Origin of the sequence: Sphingomonas sp. CCH10-B3 (assembly GCF_001556185.1) — a bacterium.
Lineage (GTDB): Bacteria > Pseudomonadota > Alphaproteobacteria > Sphingomonadales > Sphingomonadaceae > Sphingomonas > Sphingomonas aquatica.
The window spans coordinates 23,286-29,529 of sequence record NZ_LSIJ01000094.1; the positions used below are offsets into that span (position 1 = coordinate 23,286).

Genomic DNA, 6,244 nt, shown 5'->3' on the forward strand with positions numbered 1-6,244 from the left:
ACTTGTCCGGTTAAAGTAATGACGTTAACTTCGTCATGATGATTCCAAGGAGAGCGAGTCGATGTCGATCGTGTTCAAGATCATCCGAAACGGGTCGGACTTTTCATGCTCGGCAGATAATGGCCCAAATTTTTTCGTGGGTCGGCAGACGACTTACAAGACACGGGTAGGACTCTTCAATATTTTCTCGGGCAGCAAACTCACAAAATTGCTGTATAATTCGGAAAATTATACTGGCGAGCATCAATTCTGGGCGCGCTTCATCGACCCGACCGCTGGGTGCGAAGGTCGTAGTTTCTTGACACTCAATACCTACGATCGGGCGGCGTTTACATTTGGCTTCAGCCAATTTGCCGCCCATGTGCCCGACGGTGATTTCGTCCGTTACTTCCGCGCGATGCTCGCGCTTCCAGAGGCCGACGACTATTTCCCGGGTCTGACGCTGGTCGATGGCCGGATCGCGCGGCGCGCGGACAATGGCACGACGACCCTGTTGGAGACGAAGAACGATACGACGCCGCTTATGCGCTATCTGAATCCATCATCAGATGGCGTCGAAGATGCCGAAGTGATCGCCGCCGCCAAGTTGATTCACTGGACAACGGCCCAGCGGAGTGCGCGGCTGCTTCAGATCAAGCAGATGATCGAAACCTATCGCGGTTTCATGCGCGAAGCGGATCGACGCAAACTGATCGACGGACGACCAGCAGCGCAATGCTGTGTCATCGCCGACATTCTTCACCAGGGGCGTGGCACCTGGGCCGAGATTGCAACGGCGCTCAAGACATCGACACCGTTCGAGAAGCTCGTTGCGATTGGTGCGCCCGAATGGAAGACGCGCCGCCAGCAACTGCGTGCCGGGATCGCGAAATTCCCGGAAATGCAGACGCTCACTTGGCGGTCGTCGGCGCAGGATTTTGTGTGACCTCGCCCTCGGTGCGGCGCACCGCGAGCAGATACATCACCGGCGTGACGATACGGCTGAGCAGCGTCGAGCTCACCAGCCCGCCGATGATCACCCAAGCGAGCGGCGAGTAAAGCGCCGACCCACCCAGCGCGAGCGGCAGCAGCCCGCCGATCGCCGTCACCGAGGTGAGCAGCACCGGCAGGAAGCGAATCTCGCCCGCCGTCTCGATCGCTTCACGCAGCGCCATGCCCCGCTCGCGCAGCTGGGTGGTGAAGTCGACCAGCAGAATCGAATTCTTGATCTCGATGCCGATCAGCGCGACGAAGCCGATCACGGCGAGGAACGACAGCGAATTGCCGGTCAGCAACAGCGCGATCAGCCCACCGAAAGTGCCGAGCGGGACCACGCCCGCGACGACCGCCGTCTCGCGAAAGCGCCCGAATTCGAGCACCAGCACACCGATGATGCCGAACACCGCCAGCAGAATCACCGGGCCGAGGCCCGCAAAGTTGCGCGACGCCGCCTCGGCCTCGCCGCCGATCCCGAAGCTATAGCCTTCGGGCAGCTTGATGGCCTGCAGCCGCGCCTCGACGGCCTTGTTGAGCCGGGAGGTCAGCGTCCCCGGCTGGTTATAGGCCGTGACGGTCACAGTCCGCTGGAGCTTGTAGCGGGTAATCTGCGGCGCCACGCTCTTTAGCCTGGGCGTCGCGATTTCGGACAGCGGCACGCTGCCGCCCGCCGTCGTCGGCACATAGACATCGCCCAGCGCCGACACCGGCTGCGCGACATCGAGCGGCAGCCGCACAACGACTGGCCAGCTGTCGCCTTCGTTGTCGCGCAGCTGGCTCGCACTTTCGCCGCTGATCGCCAGCCGCACGGCGCGGCGCGCCTCGCCGGGCGCCACGCCGAGCAGCGCGGCCTTGGCTTCGTCGAGCCCGAGGTCGAGATCGAGCCGGTCATAGGCGAGCGGGCTGTCGACATCGCGCACCCCCGGCACCTTGGCCATTTCAACCACTACCTGATCGGACAGGCGTTTGAGCACGTCGAGGTCGGGGCCGCTGATGCGGATCGCGATCGGCGCTTCGAGCGGCGGGCCGTTTTCGAACACGATCAGCGTGACACGCGCATCGGGATAGGCGGCGAGCTTGCCGCGCAACCGGGCGAGCAGTTGCGGGCTTTCGCGCACATTCCATTCATCGAGCGTCGCGAACACATCGCCGTAGCGCGGCCGCTCCTCGCGCGGCGTGATGTTGTAAAAGATCTGCGGATTGCCGCGCCCGGCATTTTCCATGACATTGGTGACGGCGGGCTCGGCCTTCAGGATCGTCGCCACTTCGCGCACGGCCTTGTCGGTCGCGGCAATGCTGCTGCCCTCGGGCGTCTCGACCCGGACGAGGAAATAGGGCGTCTCGGCCGAGGGAAACAGCGAGAAGCCGAGCACCGGCACCAGCCCGAACGCGCCAAAACACAGCAGCATCGCGCCATAGAACCAGACGCGCGGGCGGTTGAGCGCACCGTGCAGGATCGGCGCATAGATGCGGTGGATGCCGCCCATCACCACGCGCAAGGCCGCATTGCCCTCCGGCGCGTGCGGCTTCAGCATGCGGCTGGCAATGAACGGGATGATCGTCAGCGACACGATCAGCGAACTCGCGACCGTCAGCATCACCGATACCGGCAGGCCGCGCACGAAATCACCCGCGCCTTCGGGCAGGAAGACGAGCGGCATGAAAGCGCACAGCAGCACACCGGTAGCCCCCGCCACCGCCGGGCCGATCTCGCGCGTGCCGGTTTCAGCGGCGGAAATCGGCGGATCGCCGTCACGGATGTGGCGCTCGATATTTTCGGTGACGACGATCGAATCGTCGACCAGCAACCCGAGCGACAGAATGAAGCCCGAAATAGTGATCTGGTTCAGCGAATAGCCGAACAGCGCCAGCATCAGCAGACCCATCGCCAGGCTCAAGGGAATCGACACCATCACGATCAGCGAGGGGCGGAAGCCAAGCGGGAAGAGCGTGATCAGCACCAGCCCGAGCGCGATCAGGAAATCATGGCTGAGCTGCGTCAGCTTGCGATCGATGTCGCGGCTCTGATCGAAGCCGACTTCCAGCTTCATGTCGGGGGGCAGCTGCGCGCGGAAGGCTCCCACGGCCGTAACCAGCGAATCACGCAGCGTGCCGGCGTCGACTTCGTCCTTCTGGCGCACCGTCACGAACAGCGCGCGCTTGCCGTTGAAGCGCGTGATGTGGGTCCGCTCGGCCTCGGCCCAATCGACCTGCGCGACATCGCCGACACGCAGCAGGCGGCCGTCGCTGGCGCGCAGGGGCACGTCGCGCACGGCCTCGACGGTGCGGAAAGCGCCGCCTGCGTCGATGTTGAACCGCCGCCCGCCGCCGGTCACGGACCCGGCAGGCAAGTCGGCGCCCCCTTGTTTGATGGCATTGGCGACCGCCGTCGCGGGCAAGCCGGCCTGCGCCAGCCGACCCGCATCGATTGCCACCCGCACTTCGGGCCGCGCGGCACCGTCGATCGCAGTGGTCCGCACGCCGGGGACGACGTTCAGCCGATCGCGCAAGTCATCGGCATATTTGACCATCCGCCGCCAGCTCGCGGTCTCACTGGTGAGCGCGAGCTGGAGCACCCCCGCTTCGGTCGTGCGCGGGCGGCGATAATCGATGCGCAGAATGCCCTGCGGCAGCTGGTCGCGGATCGACCCGACTTCGCGGACGACGCGGTCGAGCGATTGTTCGGCATCGGTGCCGTGTTCGAATTCGACCGAAATCACCGCGACGCCGTCGGTCGCGGTCGATCGCAGCTCGCGAACATGGTCGAGGCCCTGCAGCCTGTCCTCGATCGGCTTGGCGACCGTTTCCTCGATTTCGGCAGCATCGGCGCCCGGCAGCACGACCGTCACCACCGATACCGAAATCGGGAAATGCGGATCGACCGATCGCGGAATGGTCAGGAACGCCTGCGCACCCAGCGCCGCGAGCAGCAGGAAGACGAGCATCGTCACCTGCCAGCGGCGGACGGCAAAGGCCGTCAGGTTCATCGTGCCGATCCGGGCGACAGGCCGATCGGCACGATCGCCATGCCGTCGTGGAGCCGGTCGACGCGCGAGGTCGCGACCAGTTCGCCGCGCGCCAGCCCGCGCGTCACGCGGATGCCGCGGTCATCGGCCTCGCCGATCCCGACGCGGCGGAGCGCGACCTTGTTGCGAGCGCGATCGACGACATAGACGAATGCCTCGTCGGCGCGCGCGGCAAACACGGCGTTGGCGGGCACGCGCAATTGCTCATTGGCGCCACCCGCGACGATCCGTGCATCGCCGATCTGGCCCGACCGCAGCCGCGCATCGTCGGGCAGGCCGATTTCGACGACGAAGGTGCCCGTCGCTCGGTCGGCGCGGCCGCCGATTTCGACTACCCGGCCAGTCATCGGCCGGTCGCCGAGCGCGGCGAGCGTCACCGTCGCCGGGGCGCCTTCGGTAAGCCGCGCGGCATCGCGATCCGACAGCGGCACGCGCAGCACATAGCCGCTCGCTTCTTCGCCGATGGTGAGCACCGGGGTTCCGGCCGCGACCACCTGCCCCGGCTCGCTGAGCCGCGCAAGCACGGTGCCGCTGCCGGGCGCGACGATCGTTGCATTCGCCGTCTGGAAGCCCGCCGCACGCACCTGCGCATCGGCCGATTCGAGCGCGGCCTTGGCATTTTCGAGCCGCGGCCGGGTGATCCAGCCCTGCGCCATCAGCGTCTCGCTCCGTTTATACTCGGCGGCCGCGCGCGCACGCTCGGCCTGTGCGCGGGCGAGGTCGGCCGCGACCGTTGTAGTGTCGAGCGCTGCCAGCAACTGGCCGCGCCGCACCCGGTCGCCTTCGTTGACGTTGATCCGCAGGATCCGGCCGGCGCTGGTGAAGCCCAGCGACGCCTCACGCCGCAGCGCGACCGTGCCGACGCCGGTGACCTCGGCTGCCTGCAGGTCGCCGCCGACTGGCGCCACCCGCACTTGCGGCGGCGCGGCAGGCGCTTCAGTGGTTTTGGGAGCAGGCTTGCCGCACCCCGCGAGCAGGGCCGCCGTCGCCAGAATTACCGCACGCCGCATCGCCGCTCTCCCCGTCATGGCACAGCCATAACGATTTCAGTGGCGATTTAAAACTCAATTATCTTGGGACAGGCCAATCGCTGCTTTAATTCTTCAGCCGCCAGCCGCGCCGCAGCAGCACATAGCACAACAGCCCCATCGCGCAGTCGAGCGCGAGCACGACGGCACCGCCGAACAGGATGTTTGAATCGGCATCGAGCAGGAAGCCGTATCGAAACCCCGAGATGATGTAGAAAAACGGGTTGAAATGGCTGAACATCTGGAACGCGGGCGCAAGCCGGTCGACTGAATAGAATGTGCCCGACAGCAGGGTCAGCGGGGCAATCAGAAAATTCTGGACGGCGGCAGCGTGATCGAACTTTTCCGCCCACATCGATGTCAGGATGCCGACAAACGACAGGAATACCGCGCCGAGCAGCCCGAACCAAAGGATCGCGATCGGATGCTGCGGGACGACATGCACGCCCGGCCAGAACTGCATCGCCAGAAACACCGCAAGCCCGACGCAGACCGCGCGCGTGACTGCACCACCGACCATCCCGGCCAGCAGCTCGCCAGTCGACAGCGGCGGCATCAGATAATCGACGATCGTGCCTTGGATCTTGCCGACGAGCAGCGAAAAGCTCGAATTGGCAAACGCATTCTGCAGCATCCCCATGACGATCAGGCCGGGCGCGAGAAAATCGGCAAAGGGCACCGCTGTGCCGCCGATCTGCACCGGGCGCTTGCCGCCGGTCGCGACCGTGAAGATCACCAGAAACAACAGCGTCGTGATCGCCGGCGCCCAGACGGTTTGCAGCTGGACCTTGAAGAAGCGGCGAACCTCCTTGATATAGAGCGTTCGCAAGCCACCCCAGTTGACGTTCCGGATCGCCGGGATACCGGGCGGGGTGAGCGGTTCGGGGGCATTTCCGGGCGAGCTGGACATGGATTGCGCCTAATCGCTGGCGCCGCGCCCCGCAAGGCGGCACGGATGCGCCGGTACCAAGGCAGGATTTGAAGGATGAGCATGAGCTGGACCGACGAGCGGATCGATACGCTGAAGACGATGTGGGAAAAGGGCCTGACCGCCAGCCAGATCGCCGAGACGCTGGGCGGCGTGAGCCGCAACGCGGTGATCGGCAAGGCGCACCGGCTGGGGCTGCAGGCACGTCCGTCGCCGGTCAAGCCGAACGAAGTCGAAGCCAAGCCCGCCCCCGCCCCGCGGGCCGAGCCGGTCGCTGCCGCCCCGCG

5 protein-coding genes are annotated in these 6,244 nt (G+C 65.6%); 2 read left to right on the top strand and 3 right to left on the bottom strand.

From position 1 onward, the window contains the following. The first annotated feature begins 61 nt into the window (after nucleotides 1-61). Entirely contained in the window at nucleotides 62-925 is an 864-nt protein-coding gene (locus AX672_RS15285) for a hypothetical protein (protein WP_066652781.1), read from the top strand. Here AX672_RS15285 and AX672_RS15290 read toward each other — a convergent pair. The 3 genes from AX672_RS15290 to AX672_RS15300 all read right to left on the bottom strand — a co-directional run bounded on the left by AX672_RS15290 (nucleotide 891) and on the right by AX672_RS15300 (nucleotide 5,939). Then, entirely contained in the window at nucleotides 891-3,962 is a 3,072-nt protein-coding gene (locus AX672_RS15290) for an efflux RND transporter permease subunit (protein WP_066652782.1), read from the bottom strand. The genes AX672_RS15285 and AX672_RS15290 overlap by 35 nt on opposite strands. Next, complete coding sequence (locus tag AX672_RS15295) at nucleotides 3,959-5,011, bottom strand: efflux RND transporter periplasmic adaptor subunit (RefSeq protein WP_066652783.1); 1,053 nt, start codon at nucleotides 5,009-5,011, stop codon at nucleotides 3,959-3,961. The genes AX672_RS15290 and AX672_RS15295 overlap by 4 nt, the downstream gene beginning before the upstream one ends. An 85-nt stretch (nucleotides 5,012-5,096) precedes the next feature. Beyond that, nucleotides 5,097-5,939 (bottom strand): ABC transporter permease, encoded by an 843-nt coding sequence (locus AX672_RS15300; protein ID WP_066652784.1) that lies wholly within the window; start codon nucleotides 5,937-5,939, stop codon nucleotides 5,097-5,099. Between the two features lie 81 nt (nucleotides 5,940-6,020). On the opposite strand from AX672_RS15300, the gene AX672_RS15305 reads away from it, so the two are divergent. After that, the coding region (locus AX672_RS15305) for a GcrA family cell cycle regulator (RefSeq protein ID WP_231731391.1) at nucleotides 6,021-6,244 on the top strand (224 nt) is incomplete at its 3' end.

Excerpts from the sequence above, each read along its gene's own strand:
- AX672_RS15285 (WP_066652781.1), top strand. The coding sequence starts at position 62 with ATGTCGATCGTGTTCAAGATCATCCGAAACGGGTCGGACTTTTCATGC.
- AX672_RS15290 (WP_066652782.1), bottom strand. The coding sequence starts at position 3,962 with ATGAACCTGACGGCCTTTGCCGTCCGCCGCTGGCAGGTGACGATGCTC.
- AX672_RS15300 (WP_066652784.1), bottom strand. The coding sequence starts at position 5,939 with ATGTCCAGCTCGCCCGGAAATGCCCCCGAACCGCTCACCCCGCCCGGT.
- AX672_RS15295 (WP_066652783.1), bottom strand. The coding sequence starts at position 5,011 with ATGCGGCGTGCGGTAATTCTGGCGACGGCGGCCCTGCTCGCGGGGTGC.